The sequence below is a fragment of the Achromobacter sp. Bel genome, from assembly GCF_012928505.1.
Lineage (GTDB): Bacteria > Pseudomonadota > Gammaproteobacteria > Burkholderiales > Burkholderiaceae_B > Achromobacter.
In genome coordinates this window covers 60916-75455 of the sequence record NZ_JABBJN010000009.1, presented here as the reverse complement: position 1 = coordinate 75455, position 14540 = coordinate 60916, and the positions used below count along the sequence as shown (strand labels likewise).

Sequence of the window (14540 nt, the reverse complement as noted above, 5' to 3'; positions counted from 1 at the left end):
TATAATTGGGCGTTAACCTAAAGATACCCGCCCATGTCCACGCCTACGCACGCTAAAGTTTTGATACTCGGTTCCGGCCCTGCCGGTTACACGGCGGCCGTCTATGCGGCACGCGCCAATCTGAGCCCTGTTCTTGTTACAGGTCTGGCCCAAGGCGGCCAGCTCATGACCACCACGGATGTCGACAATTGGCCGGCCGACGCGGATGGCGTGCAGGGTCCCGACCTGATGCAGCGCTTCCAGAAGCACGCCGAACGCTTCAACACCGAGATGCTGTTCGACCACATCGCCAAGGTCGACCTGTCCAAGCGCCCGTTCACGCTGACGGGCGACACCGGCAAGATCTACACCTGCGACGCCCTCATCATCGCCACCGGCGCGTCCGCCAAGTACCTGGGCCTGCCGTCCGAGCAGTCCTTCATGGGCCGCGGCGTGTCGGGCTGCGCCACCTGCGACGGCTTTTTCTACCGCAACCAGGACGTGGTCGTGGTCGGCGGCGGCAACACCGCCGTCGAAGAAGCCCTGTATTTGTCGAACATCTGCCGCAAGGTCACCCTGATCCATCGCCGCGACAAATTCCGCGCCGAACCGATCCTGGTCGACAAGATGATGGCCAAGGTCGAGAACGGCAACATGGCGCTGAAGACGTTCCACACGCTGGAAGAAGTGCTGGGCGACGACAGCGGTGTAACCGGCGTGCGCGTTCGCCACGTGGACACTGGCGTTACCGAAGACATGCCGGTCACGGGCGCCTTCATCGCCATCGGCCACCAGCCGAATACGGAAATCTTCCAGGGCCAGCTGGAAATGAAGGATGGCTATATCGTCACCAAGAGCGGTCTGTCCGGCATGGCCACGATGACCTCCGTCCCTGGCGTATTCGCCGCGGGCGACGTCCAGGACCACGTCTACCGCCAGGCCATCACCAGCGCCGGCACGGGCTGCATGGCTGCCCTGGACGCACAACGTTGGCTGGAGAATGCGGGGCAGTAAGGTCGGCCTGGCCGACCTGAAACGCCTGAAGAAAGACCTGCAGGCCGAGCGCGAACGCGAAGCGCTCGCCAAGCGGGTCGCGGTGCTGAAGAAGCCGGAAAGCGCCCCCATGGACGACATGGCCGCTTTCCAGCGCACGATGAAGTCCGTCACGCCGATCAAGGCGGCCGCCCGAGCGGAGCACAAGCCCGTGGCGGAACCCGCCCCGGCGCTGCGCCGCGCCAATGCGCTGGGCGAAACGCCGTCGCGCGCAGACGTCGGGGTGTCCGACGGCGGCGAAATCACGCACCTCTTGTCCGAAGGCGGCACCGCCTTCGTGCGCAGCGACGCAGCACCCGACACCGCCCGCAATCTGCGCCGCGGCCAATGGCGCGCGGGCGCGGAGCTGGACCTGCACGGCCTGCGCGTCGAACAGGCCCGCCACGCGCTGCTGTCCTTCCTGGACGAATGCCAGGAACACGGCATCCGCTGCGTGCGCGTCGTGCACGGCAAGGGCTATGGCTCGCAAGGGCTGGAGCCGGTGCTGAAAGACAAGGCGCGTACCTGGCTGGTGCAAAAGAATGAAGTCCTGGCGTTTTCCGAGGCGCCCGAACGCGAAGGCGGCGCAGGCGCGCTGCTGGTGCTGCTGCGGCAATCCGAAGGAATGCGCAAATGAAATGGCTCTACCTGGGCGTGGCGATCATCGCCGAGATCTTCGCCACCAGCGCCCTGAAGGGCTCCGAAGGCTTCACCCGTCTGGTCCCGTCGCTTATCACGGTGACGGGCTACCTGATCTCGTTCTATTTCCTGTCGCTGACGCTGCGCGAGATTCCGGTGGGCATCGCCTACGCCATCTGGTCCGGCGTGGGCATCGTGCTGATATCGATCGTGGGCGCGGTGCTGTTCAAGCAGCACCTGGACACGCCGGCGATGATCGGCATCGGCCTCATCATCGCCGGCGTGGTGGTGATGAATGTGTTTTCGAAATCCGTCTCGCATTGAGCCGCCTCCTCGCGCCGCCGGCTGCGTCGTGGGTCCGCCGCTGGCTGGCGGCCGGGTTGTACGTGGGCTGCCTTGCCTTCCTGCTGGCCGGCAACGCGTGGTCACAGGAGTTCAACCGCGCCGCGGAACTCGTCCGCTACCGGGCCTGGCTGACGGATTTCAAGCAGGACCTGGACCGCTTGTCCGACGCGCGGCGCCCGCTTTCCGAGGCCGAGCTGGACGCGATGTTCGCCCGCACCGTGGTGCCCGGTTCGCGCGGGGCCGCCTTCATCCGCCAGAGCTTCGCGCGGCGTACCAGCGACGGCGCCTATTTCCCGCAGACCGGCGCGCGCACCCTGGTCCTGGACGTGTTGGACAGCGGCATCCCCGCCGGCCAGGGCGGCCTGTATCCGGAAACGGACCCGGCGCTGAAAGTGGCGGACCTGACCGTCTGGTACCTGCATGTGGACGTGGGCGACATGACCAATACCTATCTGCTGTCGGACAAGCATTTCACGCCGTACCGGCTGCCGCCCCCCGGCAAGCTGGAACGCAACGCCTACCCGTTCCTGCTGATGGACACGCATGCCGGCGCGCTGCGCCTGGGCGGCGTCAGCAGCGAACTCTGGGGGCTGATCGTGTACCTGCACAATGCCACGCGTTGAATCCGCCCTGCGCCTGCTAGCGCTGACAGGCCTGTCGATGGCGCCCGGGCTGGCCAACGCGCTGTGCGAACCGCTGGCGGCGTCCGCGCAGCGCCAGACCCTGGTGGCGGACATTTCGCTGGACGGCACCAACACCTTGCTGGCGCGGGACGGTTCGCGCATCCCGTCATGGCAGCCCGCCGTCGCAGTGCAGACCGGTGCGCGCGCGACGCCTGTTGTCTGGGCCGAGCGTGTGGACTGGTCGGTCTATGCCGCCGCGCCGGACGCGCGCATCGGTGTCGCGATGCTGCGCTTCGAAACTGGCGCCGACGGCCGCCAGCACTTATGCGGCATTGCGCGCTACAGCGCCAACACCGTGGAGGCGGCCCGAACATCCGGCAAGGCCGACCTGCCGCCGCCCGACTCGGAAACCCGCTACTACTATGGCGATGGCGACAAACTGACGGGTGTCCAAGAGCGCTCTCGCGCGGCCGACGGCCGCCCGAATCCGGCAACGCGCTACTGCCTGCGCTACGACGGAAACGGCTGGCTGGCCGAGCTGGGCGCGGACGCTTGCACCGCCCCCTCCCGACCGATGACCCGCTACGTGCATGACGCGGCGGGCCGGCTGCTGCGCGTCATCGCCTATCAGAACGACGCCGGCGAGGCCTCCCAGGTCGAGGCCTACGACGGCCAGGGCCGCCGGACGCAGCGCTATGCGCGCCAACGGATGGGCTGGAGCGAAGGTGTGCGGGCGCTGGGGCTGCCCTATCGCGAAACCCCAAGCGAATACGCCGTGCTGGTGTTGCCCGGCCCGGCATGGAAGCCGCCCGCGCTGGATTCGTATCACTATGACTGGGCCATCGTGCAGCCCAAGGCAGGCAACGGCGGGCGCGACATCTATGCCGCCAAGCGCGACCCCGCCCAGGTGCTGGCCAAAGGCAACAGCGGCAACGGCGGCCAGTTCGCCCTGACCGCCGCACAGAAACAGCGCATCTGGGAAGCCGCCGGCAAGACGCCGGGCGGCGTGCAATGGCTATGGGCCCCAGGCCAGACGTACACCTTGCTGCAAGCCATGCCCCGCTCGGCATGGGACGCCTGCACGGATCCGGAAAACCGCCGGGCCGACGCCTGCGGAACGCCTTAGGCGTTTTCGGCTGGCGGCCGGGGCGCGCCCGGATGGCGCAGATAATCCACCAGCGCCAGCGTCGCCCGGTCGGGCGGCGGCGTCAGCAGCGACACCACGATGATGACCAGGAAGGCCACGGGCGCACCGAAGATGCCGGCCGCGATCGGCTGGATGCCCCACCACAGGTCCACCGGCTGTGTGCGCGATATGCCCAGCACCCATTCGCGCAGCCACGGATGCGTGTGCGTCATGTACGCGAAGGTCACGGCCAGCCCCGCCGCCATGCCCAGGGTGGCGCCCCATTTGTTGGCGCGCCGCCAGAACACCCCCATCACCAACGCGGGGAAGAAGGACGACGCCGCGAACGAGAAGGCCGCGGACACCATGAAGAGGATGTCGGCGGGCTTGCGCGCAGCCACCCAGGCTGCGCCGAACGCCACCACCAGCAGCAGGATTTTCGACACCATCACGCGGCGCGCGGCAGACATGCGCGGCGACACCATCCGGTACCACATGTCGTGCGACAGGGAATTGGACAGTGTCAGCAGCAGGCCGTCTGCGGTGGACAGCGCGGCCGCCAATCCGCCGGCCGCCACCAGCCCTGAAATCACATAGGGCAGCCCGCCGATCTCGGGCATGGCCAGCACCACCACATCGGCACCCATGCTGATTTCGCTTAATTGCACGACCCCGTCTCGGTTGATGTCCGTGACGTCCAGCAGATTGGCATCCACCGCACTCCAGGCATGCACCCAGTTGGGCAGGCTAAGGAAATTCGAGCCGACCACCTGCGTATAGACCTCGTACTTGACCAGCAGGGCCAGCGCGGGCGCCATGAAATACAGCAGCAGGATGAACAGCAGCGACCAGCACACCGATTTGCGCGCCTCGATCACCGAGGGCGTGGTGTATGAGCGCATCAGGATATGCGGCATCCCCGCCGTCCCCAGCATCAGGCACAGCACCAGCGCCAGGAAATTGATGCGCATATTGCGCCGCTCTTCCGGGTCTTTGGCGGGGAACGGCTCCGCGTGTGGCGTGGCCGGGGCTGCCCGCGCCTCGAAGGTCGCACGAGCTTGCGACCAGACCACGCGCGCGTCTTCCACGCTGGCCGGATAGGCGGCCAGCTCCCGCTCGGCGGACCGGATCTCGACCATCGGCGCATCGCTGGCGTTCAGTTGGGCCAGGCGGCTGCGCAGCTTGTCCTTTTCCAGCGTCCAGGATTCCGGCAGCGCCTGCACGCGTTGCGCCATCTGGTCGGCGTGCTGCTGCCAAAGCCGGCGCACTTCGATTTCGGAAGGGTCGTTTTGCAGGTAGATCTCTTTCTCGGTCACCTGCTGCAGCACCACGCCGGCCGACAATTGCGGCACGGGCATGTTGGTGTGCTTGATGGACAGCCACACCACCGGCACCAGGTAGGCGATGACCAGGATGATGTACTGGCCCACCTGTGTCCAGGTCACGGCGCGCATGCCGCCCAGGAACGAACACACCAGCATGCCGCCCAGCGCCACGAAAATGCCCAGCTCGAACGAAATGCCGGTCATGCGCGTGGTGATGATGCCCACGCCATAGATCTGGGCCACCAGATAGGTAAATGAACACAGGATGGCGCAGGCCACGCCCGCCAGCCGTGGCATGTTGCCGCCATAGCGCGCACCCATGAAGTCAGGGATGGTGTACTGCCCGAATCGCCGCAGGTACGGGGCCAGCAACATCGCCACCAATACGTAGCCGCCCGTCCAGCCCATGATGTAAGCCAGCCCGCCATAGCCGGTCAGATACAGCGTGCCCGCGACCCCGATGAAGGACGCCACCGACATCCAGTCCGCCGCCGTGGCCATGCCGTTGTAGATGGCAGGCACGCGCCGTCCCGCCACGTAGTATTCGACCTGGTCCGAGGTGCGGCACACGATGCCGATGCCGGCGTACAGGCTGACCGTCACCAGCAGGAAGACATAGCCGATCCAGTTGCGCGGCATCCCCAGGATCTCGGCCAGCGCCATCAGCAGGATCATCAGCGCAAAACCGGCGGTGTACAGCACGTAGATGCGGCGCAGGCGGATCCGGAATTGCTGGGGGGTGTCTCCGCTGAAAAACGGCATCAGCGGTCTCCGCCGGCGGCTTGCGCCTCGGCGCGCTCGTCAGCCCGGTTCATGACGCGGGCGTACACGCCGATGATGATCAGGTAGGCCAGCGGCGCGCCATAGGCCGCCATCCAGAAAGCGAAGGGCCAGCCAATGAAGTCGAAGGTCAGGCTGCGGGCAAAAAAGGCGGGAACGAAGGTCAGCGCCGCCCAGACGGCAAGCAGCAACAGGATCAGCCGCAAGTTGCGGCGCCAATAGGGAATGGAAACGGGCTTGGAGGTCGGAGCGCGGGGTTCGGGCATAGCTAGGATGTAGAGACCCTACCTGGATAGCGCGAAACGCAGCGTCTGAAAAGCCCTGGCAGATGAAATACAGGCTTTTTATGCGACAACGGCTGGCACTGCCTGGTGCCAGCCGTTGTGCGTTTTGCTTTTTTTGAGTACTGCTTTACTTTTTTTATGTACCGGTGCCGCCGGTATTTGCCCATGCAGGGCTTTGTCTCCTCACCTGCATGGGAAGAGATTCTGCACCAAGTGCGGGAATGCCACACTAGGGGAATGCCCTAAGACGGAGCATTCATTTACATATTCCATGCACCACAGCAGTGCAATTTGACCGCAAAGTTCTAAATATTGGGATTTATTGGCGAAAAAGCACGAATTGAGCCAAATTCAGAAATCCCCGCCATCCCGAAATATGACGCCCGCCACCGCATCATGCCCGGAATCGGGCGCGGCCCCAAAGAGGAGCCACGCCGTTCAAAAGAACCGGGCAACGCCCGCAAGAACGCCCCACACGCCACCAGGATAGCCGCGCCGCCGGGCCGCCCCAAGGCGGCGCAACCCCCTCGGGGGCAGCAAGCGCGCAGAGCGCGCGCAGCGTGGGGGCTCCATTTATTTTTTGTTTACACCCCCCTCCCCAACCTATATCCCGTTTTTACCCCCCGCTCCGTAACCTGCCGGTGTCCTGATTGGTCACCTGGCCTGCCCGGCGCGCATCCGCCTTTGCCGCGCAGGCCCGTCGTTCGAAGGGAGCCGTGCTCCCGGGAGGAAAAACGTGGATGCCATCTATATCGCCGTCTTCGCCGTCATGGCCGGGCTGATTGCCGCCCTGCTGAGGTTCTGCGAAGCCTTGTCTACGGGAGAGCCGTCATGAACTGGCTCTATTGGGTCAGCGGCCTGACCGCCGCGCTGCTGTTCGTATACCTGCTGGTCGCCCTGTTCAAACCGGAGAAATTCTGATGACCGCCGAATTCGTCGGATTGCTGGTTCTGTACCTGGCAGTCCTGCTTGCGATCGCGCCCCTGCTCGGACGCTACATCCGCATCGCCATGGAAAACGGGCAATCCCGGCTGACCGCCTGGGGCCGTCCGCTCGAGCGCGGCATTTACCGGCTTGCGGGCATCGACCCGCAGGCCGAGATGGGCTGGAAGCGCTACACCCTGGCCGTGCTGGCCTTCAACATCCTGGGCATCGTGGTTGTCTACAGCCTGCAACGGCTCCAGGGCATGCTGCCGCTGAACCCGGCCGGCATGGGCGGCGTGACGCCGGACTCGGCCCTGAACACTGCCATCAGCTTCGTCACCAACACCAACTGGCAAGGCTATGCCGGCGAATCCACGATGAGCTACCTGACGCAGATGCTGGCGCTGACGGTGCAGAACTTCGTCTCGGCCGCCACCGGCATCGCCGTCCTGTTCGCGCTGATCCGCGGGCTGGCGCGGCACTGCTCGGCCACCGTCGGCAACTTCTGGGCCGACATGGTCCGCTGCACGCTGTACGTGCTGCTGCCCCTGTCCTTCGTGCTGGCGCTGGCGCTGGTCAGCCAAGGCGTGATCCAGAACTTCAGCCCCTACCAGGACGTGCAGACCGTGGAAGCCCTGCACTATGACCAGCCGCGCGTGGACGCCCAGGGACAGCCGGTGCTGGACGCAAAGGGCCAGCCCGTGACCGATCCCGCCGTCACGTCGACGCAGACCTTGGCGATGGGACCGGTGGCCTCGCAAGAAGCCATCAAGTTGCTGGGCACCAATGGCGGCGGATTCTTCAACGCCAACTCGGCGCATCCGTTCGAGAACGCCACGCCGCTGGCGAACTTCCTGGAGATGCTGGCGATCCTGGCGATCCCCGCCGCGCTGTGCTTCACGTTCGGCGAGATGGTGGGCAGCCGGCGCCAGGGGATCGCGATCCTGGCGGCGATGACCGTGCTGTTCGCCGTCTTCGCATTGAGCATCGCCTACTTCGAGCAACAGCCCAACCCCATGGTGGCCCAGGCCGGCGCGGACAGCGCAATGACCGCGTTCTCGCCGGGCGGCAACATGGAAGGCAAGGAAACGCGCTTCGGCATCGCCGCAACGTCGCTGTTCGCCGTCATCACCACGGCTGCCTCCTGCGGCGCGGTCAACGGCATGCATGACTCCCTGACCGCGATGGGCGGCCTGTCGCCGATGCTACTGATGCAGTTGGGCGAAGTGGTCTATGGCGGCGTGGGATCCGGCCTGTACGGCATGCTGGCCTTTGCCATCCTGGGGGTCTTCATCGCCGGGCTGATGATCGGCCGCACCCCGGAATACCTGGGTAAGAAGATCGAGGCCTACGACATGAAGATGGTCTCCATCGTCATCCTGGCCACGCCGCTGCTGGTGCTGGGCGGCACCGCGCTGGCCGTCTCGCTGTCGGCCGGTCAGGCCGGCGTGCTGAACCCCGGCATCCACGGCTTCTCGGAAATCCTCTACGCGCTGTCGTCCGCCGCCAACAACAACGGCAGCGCGTTCGCCGGGTTGTCCGCCAACACGCCCTTCTACAACGTGCTGCTGGGCATCGCCATGTGGTTCGGCCGCTTCGCCGTGATCATCGCCGTGATGGCGATGGCCGGGTCGCTGGCGGCCAAACGCCGGCTGCCCGCCGGCCCCGGCAGCATGCCCACGACCGGCCCCCTCTTCGTGGTGCTGCTGGTCGGCGCCGTGCTGCTGGTGGGCGCCCTGACATATGTGCCCGCGCTGGCCGTGGGCCCGGTCGCGGAACACCTGCAACCCTGAATGCAACAGGCTAGGAAAGAAAATGGCCAAGATTGAAATGCCAATAACCCGCGCAGGCGGCGGTGCCGCCCACGCGCCCGCCGCTGCGTCCCAAGACCGTTCCTTCGGCATGTGGTCGCGCTCGCTGGTCGGGCCCGCCGTGCTGGACAGCCTGCGCAAGCTATCGCCCGCCGCGCAGTTGAAGAACCCCGTGATGTTCGTCGTCTACGTCGGCAGCATCCTGACGACGCTGCTATGGGTCATGGCCCTGCGCGGCCAGGCCGAAGCGCCTGCGGGCTTCATCCTGGCCATCTCCGTATGGCTGTGGTTCACGGTGCTGTTCGCCAACTTCGCCGAAGCCTTGGCCGAAGGCCGCGGCAAGCAGCAGGCGGCGACGCTGCGCGGCCTGCGCACCACCATCAACGCCCGCTTGCTGAAGAACTTCCGCGAGGCGGACATCCGCGACGCGCAGCCCGGGCAATGGCGCGACCAGGCCGTCAGCCAGCCCTCGGGCCTGCTGCGCCGCGACGACGTGGTGCTGGTCGAAGCCGGCGAGACCATCCCCGGCGACGGCCAGGTGATCGCGGGCGTCGCCTCGGTGGACGAAAGCGCCATCACCGGTGAATCGGCGCCCGTCATCCGTGAATCCGGCGGCGACTTCTCGTCGGTCACGGGCGGCACGCGCGTGCTGTCCGACTGGATCTTCGTGCGCATCGCGGCCGATCCCGGCGAAAGCTTCCTGGACCGCATGATCGCCATGGTCGAAGGCGCCAAGCGCCAGAAGACGCCGAACGAACTGGCGTTGACCATCCTGCTGGTCGGGCTGACCGTGGTGTTCCTGCTGGTGGTCGTGACCCTGATGCCGTTCTCGATCTACGCGGTCAGCGCGGCCGGCGGCGGCTCGGCGGTCACCGTGACCGTGCTGGTGGCGCTGTTGGTCTGCCTGATTCCCACCACCATCGGCGGCCTGCTGTCGGCCATCGGCGTGGCAGGCATGAGCCGTATGATGAGCGCCAACGTCATCGCTACGTCGGGCCGCGCGGTCGAAGCCGCGGGCGACGTCGACGTGCTGCTGCTGGACAAGACCGGCACCATCACCTTCGGCAACCGCCAGGCCTCCACTTTCCTGCCCGCGCCCGGCGTGTCGCCGCGCGAACTGGCGGAAGCGGCCCGCCTGGCCTCGCTGGCCGACGAAACGCCGGAAGGCCGCAGCATCGTGGCGCTGGCCGACAAGACCATCCACGCGCCCGCGCCCCATATGGCCGAGGTCGAATTCGTGCCCTTCACGGCGCAGTCCCGCATGAGCGGCGTGAACCTGGGCGAGCGCATGATCCGCAAAGGCGCGGTCGATGCGATCCAGGCCTGGCTGGCCGCGCAAGAGACCACCGTGACGGACCCGGTCTTGCGCCTGGCCGAAGACGTGGCGCGCCGCGGCAGCACGCCGCTAATGGTCAGCGACGGCAACCGCGCGCTGGGCGTGGTGGAATTGAAGGACATCGTCAAGCCCGACATCCAGTCGCGCTTCGCCGAGTTGCGCCGCATGGGCATCAAGACCGTGATGATCACGGGCGACAACAAGCTGACGGCGGCCTCCATCGCGGCCGAAGCCGGCGTGGACGACTTCCTGGCGCAAGCCACGCCCGAAGCCAAGCTGAAGCTGATCCGCGCCTATCAGTCCGAAGGCCGGCTGGTGGCGATGACGGGCGACGGCACCAACGACGCCCCCGCGCTGGCGCAGGCCGATGTGGCGGTGGCGATGAACTCGGGGACCCAGGCCGCGAAAGAGGCCGGCAACATGGTGGACCTGGACTCCAACCCCACCAAGCTCATCGAGATCGTCGAAATCGGCAAGCAGATGCTGATGACCCGCGGCGCGCTGACTACCTTCAGCGTGGCCAACGACGTGGCCAAGTACTTCGCCATCATCCCCGCCGCCTTCGCCACGGTCTATCCGCAGCTCAACGTACTGAATATCATGGGCCTGGCCACGCCGGCCTCGGCCATCCTGTCGGCCGTGATCTTCAACGCGCTGATCATCGTCGTACTGATCCCGCTGGCGCTCAAAGGCGTGCGCTACCGGCCGCTGGGCGCTTCCGTGCTGCTGCGCCGCAACCTGCTCATCTACGGCCTGGGCGGCCTGCTGGTGCCGTTCGTGGGCATCAAGCTGGTCGACATGATCCTGGCCGCGCTGGGCTGGGTGTAAACCCCTGCGCAAGCCCCGCCCCTCTGAAAAAAGGAATCCCTCATGAAACACGCAACGCAATCTGCTCCCGCTCTGCCGCGTCCTGGCGGCATTCTGCGGCCGGCGCTGGTCGTCTTCGCCGCCCTGTCCCTGGTGACAGGCCTGGCCTACCCCTTCCTGACGCGCGGCGTGGCCGCCGCCGTGTTCCCGCACGAGGCCGCGGGTTCGCTGATCAAGCAGGGCGACAAGGTCGTCGGTTCGGCACTGATCGGCCAGTCTTTCTCGTCGCCGCAGTACTTCTGGGGCCGTCCGTCGGCCACGGCGCCGATGCCGTACAACGCGGCGGCATCCGGCGGGTCGAACCTCGGCCCGCGCAATCCCGCGCTGGCCGAGGCCATCCAGGCCCGCATCGCGGCCCTGAAAGCGGCCGATCCGGACAACCCCACGCCGGTGCCGGTGGACCTGATCACCGCGTCCGGCAGCGGGCTGGATCCGCACATCAGCCCGGCCGCGGCCAGCTACCAGGCGGCGCGGGTGGCCCGCGCCCGGCACCTGCCGCGCGAACAGGTCGACGCCCTGATCCAGGCCAATACCGAAAAGCCCTGGCTGGGCGTGCTGGGCGACCCCGTCGTCAATGTGCTGATGCTGAACTTGGCGCTGGACCAATTGGGCACGGCGCGGTGATGGCGCAGCGTATAGTATTGCCAGCCTTCCCCACCCGACCCTTGCGCGTTCATGGCTGACATTGCTGGCGAGCGTCCCGACCCCGACACCCTCTTGAAGACTTTGGACGACGCCGCGCGCCAAGCGGTGCGCGGCAAGCTGCGCGTGTACTTCGGATCGTCGGCCGGCGTGGGCAAGACCTACGCCATGCTGGTCGCCGCCCGGGCACAGGCCGCGCAAGGAGTCAGCGTGCTGGCCGGCATCGTCGAGACCCATGGCCGCCGCGAAACCGCCAGCCTCCTGGAAGGCCTGGCGGTCCTGCCACTGAAGGAAGTCGCGTACCGCGGCCACGTCCTGAAGGAATTCGATCTGGACGCCGCGCTGGCGGCGCGGCCCGGGCTGGTGCTGGTGGACGAACTGGCGCACTCGAACGCGCCCGGCTCCCGCCACGCCAAACGCTGGCAGGACATCCAGGAACTGCTGTCGGCGGGCATCGACGTCTGGACCACGCTGAACGTGCAGCATCTGGACAGCCTGAACGAAGCGGTAGGCAGCATTACCGGCGTGCGCGTCTGGGAAACCGTTCCCGATGAGGTCTTCGACGCCGCCGACGAGGTCATCCTGGTGGACCTGTCGGCCGACGAACTGCTGCGACGCCTAAAGGAAGGCAAGGTCTACCTGCCCGAACAGGCCCGGCACGCCACCCGCAATTTCTTCCGCAAGGGCAACCTGATCGCCCTGCGCGAACTGGCCCTGCGCCGCACCGCGGACCACGTCGACGACGACGTCCAGGCCTACCGGCGCGACCGCGCCATCGAGCCCGTCTGGCGCACCCGCGAAGCCGTGGTCGCCTGCATCGGCCCGGACATCGACGCCGAATACATCATCCGCAGCGCGCACCGGCTAAGCCAGCAGCTGGAATGCGACCTGCATGTCGTCACCATCGACACGCCGCGCGCGGCGCCCACGCCGCAGGCCGAACAAGACCGCATGCAGCGCAGCCTGGCCCTGGCGGATTCGCTGGGCGCCCGCACCGAAACCCTGGCGGGCGGCGACATGGTCGACGCGGTAGTGCGCTACGTGCGCCGGCACAACATCACCAAGGCCATCGTCGGCCGCACCCGGGCCACCGGCCTGCAACGCCTGCGCCTGTCGGTGTCGGCCCTGCTTACCGCCGCCATCACGCCCGGCTGGCTATGGCGCCGGCACAGCTTTGCCGACATGCTGGCGGCCGGCTGCCCCGAGATCGACATCATCCGGCTGGGCGCCCCGCCCCTGCCCGCCAGCGCCGCCCCCGGCCGCGATCCGCTGACGCTGGGACGCCGCGCCGGCCAGGGCGCCGATGAACGCACTGGCCGCCCGCTGGCCGGCTACGCCTGGGCGCTGTGCTATTGCGCGGCCGCCGCCGGGCTGTCGATGCTGGCCTTCCCCGTACTGCACCAGACCAACATCGTCATGCTGTTCCTGCTGGCCGTGATGGGCGTGGCGCTACGCCATGGCCGCGGGCCCGCTGCGCTGGCGTCGGTCGTCAGCGTGGGGCTGTTCGACTTTTTCTTCGTGCAGCCGTTGGCCTCCTTCGCCGTCTCCGACGTGCAATACCTGCTGACCTTCGGCGTGCTGCTGTCGGTGGGCCTGCTGATCGGGCAACTGACGGCCGGGCTGCGCCTGCAGGCGCAGGTCTCGGTCAAGCGCGAGGCCGACGCGCGCAGCCTGTACGAGTTTGCACGAGAGCTGTCGTCCGCATTGCTGCCCGAACAGATCGTGGCGTCTGCCGGCGCCTTCGTCCACGCCACCTTCGGCTCACGCTGCGCGCTGTACATCCTGGGCCTGGATGATCGGCTGAAGCTGGCCTCGCCCGCCGCCGACGACATGCCGCCCCTGGAATCGGCGCTGGCCCAATGGGTCTACGACCACGGCCAGCCCGCCGGCGCCGGCACCGCCACGCTGTCCAACAGCGACCTCTTGTACCTGCCTCTGAAGGCGCCCATGCGCACGCGCGGCGTACTGGCGTTGGCCGCGCCGCGCCGCAGCCTGTTCACCCAGCCCGATTCCCGTCGCCAGATCGAGGCCTACGCGACGCTGATCGCCATTGCGCTGGAGCGGCTGCATTACGTGGAAGTCGCGCAGCAAGCGCTGGTCAGCATGGAGTCGGAACGCCTGCGTAACTCGCTGCTGGCCGCCGTATCGCACGACCTGCGCACGCCGTTGACCAGCTTGATCGGCATGACCGACACCCTGACCCGCCAACAGGCGGCGCTGCCCCCCGACGTGCAGGACACCGTCCGCGCCATGCGCGACCAGGCGCAGCGCATGCACGCGCTGGTCGTCAACCTGCTGGACATGGCGCGCCTGCAAAGCCGCGACACGCCGTTGCGCCTGGAATGGCAGTCCATCGAAGAACTGGTCGGCGCGTCGCTGGCCGCCATGCGCGAGCCCCTGGCCGGCCATCACGTTAACGTGGCCAGCTTGTCGCAGTTGCCGCTGGTGGAATGCGACGGCGTGCTGATCGAACGGGTGCTGTGCAATCTGCTTGAGAACGCCGCCAAATACACGCCCGCCGGTAGCACACTGCGCATCCACGCCGCCGTGCACGAAGACGAACTGCGCGTGGCCGTCAGCGACAACGGCCCCGGTGTGGCCCCGGGCGCGGAACGCCGCATCTTCGAGAAATTCACGCGCGGCGAACGCGAATCCGCCACGCCCGGTGTCGGGCTGGGCCTGGCCGTTTGCGAAGCCATCATCTCGGCCCACCATGGCCGAATCTGGGTCGAACACACGCCGGGGCTTGCCTGCGGCGCACAATTCGTCTTCAGCCTGCCGCTGGGCACGCCGCCCGCGATTCAACCCGAAACCCTTTGACCGGCCA

General features: G+C 67.0%; 12 protein-coding genes. 10 read left to right on the top strand and 2 right to left on the bottom strand.

Annotation, left to right across the window (positions count from 1 at the left end):
- The first annotated feature begins 33 nt into the window (after positions 1-33).
- The 5 genes from trxB to HG262_RS08300 are packed head-to-tail and all read left to right on the top strand — an operon-like array spanning position 34 to position 3744.
- Positions 34-993: a thioredoxin-disulfide reductase gene (gene trxB / locus HG262_RS08320; protein ID WP_006223577.1), complete on the top strand. Its 960-nt coding sequence runs from the start codon at positions 34-36 to the stop codon at positions 991-993.
- Positions 980-1648: a Smr/MutS family protein gene (locus tag HG262_RS08315; RefSeq protein WP_169270553.1), complete on the top strand. Its 669-nt coding sequence runs from the start codon at positions 980-982 to the stop codon at positions 1646-1648. Before trxB ends, HG262_RS08315 begins: the two co-directional genes overlap by 14 nt.
- Entirely contained in the window at positions 1645-1974 is a 330-nt protein-coding gene (locus tag HG262_RS08310) for a multidrug efflux SMR transporter (protein WP_006223575.1), read from the top strand. The genes HG262_RS08315 and HG262_RS08310 overlap by 4 nt, the downstream gene beginning before the upstream one ends.
- Positions 1971-2618 (top strand): hypothetical protein, encoded by a 648-nt coding sequence (locus HG262_RS08305; protein WP_169270552.1) that lies wholly within the window; start codon positions 1971-1973, stop codon positions 2616-2618. Before HG262_RS08310 ends, HG262_RS08305 begins: the two co-directional genes overlap by 4 nt.
- Positions 2605-3744: a hypothetical protein gene (locus HG262_RS08300; RefSeq protein WP_169270551.1), complete on the top strand. Its 1140-nt coding sequence runs from the start codon at positions 2605-2607 to the stop codon at positions 3742-3744. The genes HG262_RS08305 and HG262_RS08300 overlap by 14 nt, the downstream gene beginning before the upstream one ends.
- Here HG262_RS08300 and HG262_RS08295 read toward each other — a convergent pair.
- Positions 3741-5831, bottom strand: a complete 2091-nt coding sequence (locus tag HG262_RS08295) for a sodium:solute symporter family protein (protein WP_169270550.1) — start codon at positions 5829-5831, stop codon at positions 3741-3743. The two genes, HG262_RS08300 and HG262_RS08295, sit on opposite strands and share 4 nt — an antisense overlap.
- Positions 5831-6115 carry a sodium/substrate symporter small subunit gene (locus HG262_RS08290; RefSeq protein WP_169270549.1) on the bottom strand — a complete coding sequence of 95 codons (285 nt, stop codon included), beginning with the start codon at positions 6113-6115 and terminating at the stop codon, positions 5831-5833. Before HG262_RS08290 ends, HG262_RS08295 begins: the two co-directional genes overlap by 1 nt.
- An 849-nt stretch (positions 6116-6964) precedes the next feature.
- On the opposite strand from HG262_RS08290, the gene kdpF reads away from it, so the two are divergent.
- Genes kdpF through HG262_RS08265 form a run of 5 tightly spaced genes read left to right on the top strand, consistent with a single transcriptional unit; the run spans position 6965 to position 14533 of the window.
- Complete coding sequence (kdpF, locus tag HG262_RS08285; RefSeq protein WP_006223569.1) at positions 6965-7054, top strand: K(+)-transporting ATPase subunit F; 90 nt, start codon at positions 6965-6967, stop codon at positions 7052-7054.
- A complete protein-coding gene (gene kdpA / locus HG262_RS08280; RefSeq protein WP_169270548.1) occupies positions 7054-8850 on the top strand; it encodes a potassium-transporting ATPase subunit KdpA in 1797 nt (598 codons plus the stop codon). Before kdpF ends, kdpA begins: the two co-directional genes overlap by 1 nt.
- Before the next feature lie 22 nt (positions 8851-8872).
- Complete coding sequence (gene kdpB, locus HG262_RS08275) at positions 8873-11032, top strand: potassium-transporting ATPase subunit KdpB (RefSeq protein WP_169270547.1); 2160 nt, start codon at positions 8873-8875, stop codon at positions 11030-11032.
- Between the two features lie 42 nt (positions 11033-11074).
- A complete protein-coding gene (gene kdpC, locus HG262_RS08270) occupies positions 11075-11695 on the top strand; it encodes a potassium-transporting ATPase subunit KdpC (RefSeq protein ID WP_169270546.1) in 621 nt (206 codons plus the stop codon).
- 51 nt (positions 11696-11746) lie between these two features.
- Positions 11747-14533, top strand: coding sequence for a sensor histidine kinase KdpD (locus HG262_RS08265; protein ID WP_169270545.1), 2787 nt, complete (start codon positions 11747-11749; stop codon positions 14531-14533).
- Positions 14534-14540 lie beyond the last annotated feature (7 nt).

What these genes read in the sequence shown, in the direction of transcription:
- HG262_RS08310 (WP_006223575.1), top strand. Translation starts at nt 1,645, where the DNA reads ATGAAATGGCTCTACCTGGGCGTGGCGATCATCGCCGAGATCTTCGCC.
- kdpC (WP_169270546.1), top strand. Translation starts at nt 11,075, where the DNA reads ATGAAACACGCAACGCAATCTGCTCCCGCTCTGCCGCGTCCTGGCGGC.
- HG262_RS08295 (WP_169270550.1), bottom strand. Translation starts at nt 5,831, where the DNA reads ATGCCGTTTTTCAGCGGAGACACCCCCCAGCAATTCCGGATCCGCCTG.
- HG262_RS08290 (WP_169270549.1), bottom strand. Translation starts at nt 6,115, where the DNA reads ATGCCCGAACCCCGCGCTCCGACCTCCAAGCCCGTTTCCATTCCCTAT.
- kdpF (WP_006223569.1), top strand. Translation starts at nt 6,965, where the DNA reads ATGAACTGGCTCTATTGGGTCAGCGGCCTGACCGCCGCGCTGCTGTTC.
- trxB (WP_006223577.1), top strand. Translation starts at nt 34, where the DNA reads ATGTCCACGCCTACGCACGCTAAAGTTTTGATACTCGGTTCCGGCCCT.
- HG262_RS08265 (WP_169270545.1), top strand. Translation starts at nt 11,747, where the DNA reads ATGGCTGACATTGCTGGCGAGCGTCCCGACCCCGACACCCTCTTGAAG.
- HG262_RS08315 (WP_169270553.1), top strand. Translation starts at nt 980, where the DNA reads ATGCGGGGCAGTAAGGTCGGCCTGGCCGACCTGAAACGCCTGAAGAAA.
- kdpB (WP_169270547.1), top strand. Translation starts at nt 8,873, where the DNA reads ATGGCCAAGATTGAAATGCCAATAACCCGCGCAGGCGGCGGTGCCGCC.
- HG262_RS08300 (WP_169270551.1), top strand. Translation starts at nt 2,605, where the DNA reads ATGCCACGCGTTGAATCCGCCCTGCGCCTGCTAGCGCTGACAGGCCTG.
- kdpA (WP_169270548.1), top strand. Translation starts at nt 7,054, where the DNA reads ATGACCGCCGAATTCGTCGGATTGCTGGTTCTGTACCTGGCAGTCCTG.